A 488-nucleotide genomic window follows, 5' to 3' on the forward strand; every position below is an offset into this window, starting at 1 on the left:
TTGCCTGACGGTAACGCATATCAACGGAAATCATATTTCTTTCGATCTCATGCAGGAAACACTGCGTGTCACCAACCTGGGTTTACTCAGTCCCGGTGACAGAGTGAATATTGAACGAGCGGCTAAGTTTGGCGATGAAATAGGCGGCCATAGTATGTCGGGCCATATCATGACCACGGCGGTGGTGGATGAGGTCATTGAAACAGAAAACAATTATCAGATCTGGTTTTCTCTGCCTGCCGACCTGATGAAATATGTGTTCACTAAAGGCTATATCGGTATCGACGGGGCGAGCTTGACCATTGGTGATGTGGAAGGCCAGCGATTTAACGTCAATCTGATCCCGGAAACCCTGAACAGGACAAACCTGTCTGCGCGCCAAAAAGGTGATGTGATCAATATAGAAATTGATCCTCAGACGCAGGCAGTGGTTGATACGGTGGAAAGGGTAATGGCAGCAAGAGGCTGAAGGACGTTGTTTGTCTTAA

At 47.7% G+C, this 488-nt stretch carries 1 protein-coding gene; it reads left to right on the forward strand.

Features of this window, described 5'->3' with window-relative positions; genetic code table 11:
* Positions 1-469: riboflavin synthase subunit alpha (locus ACYP03_RS24020; RefSeq protein ID WP_459782365.1), on the forward strand; the 469-nt coding region annotated here is incomplete at its 5' end.
* Positions 470-488: the final 19 nt, after the last annotated feature.

It is taken from the genome of Photobacterium sp. R1, from assembly GCF_054600795.1.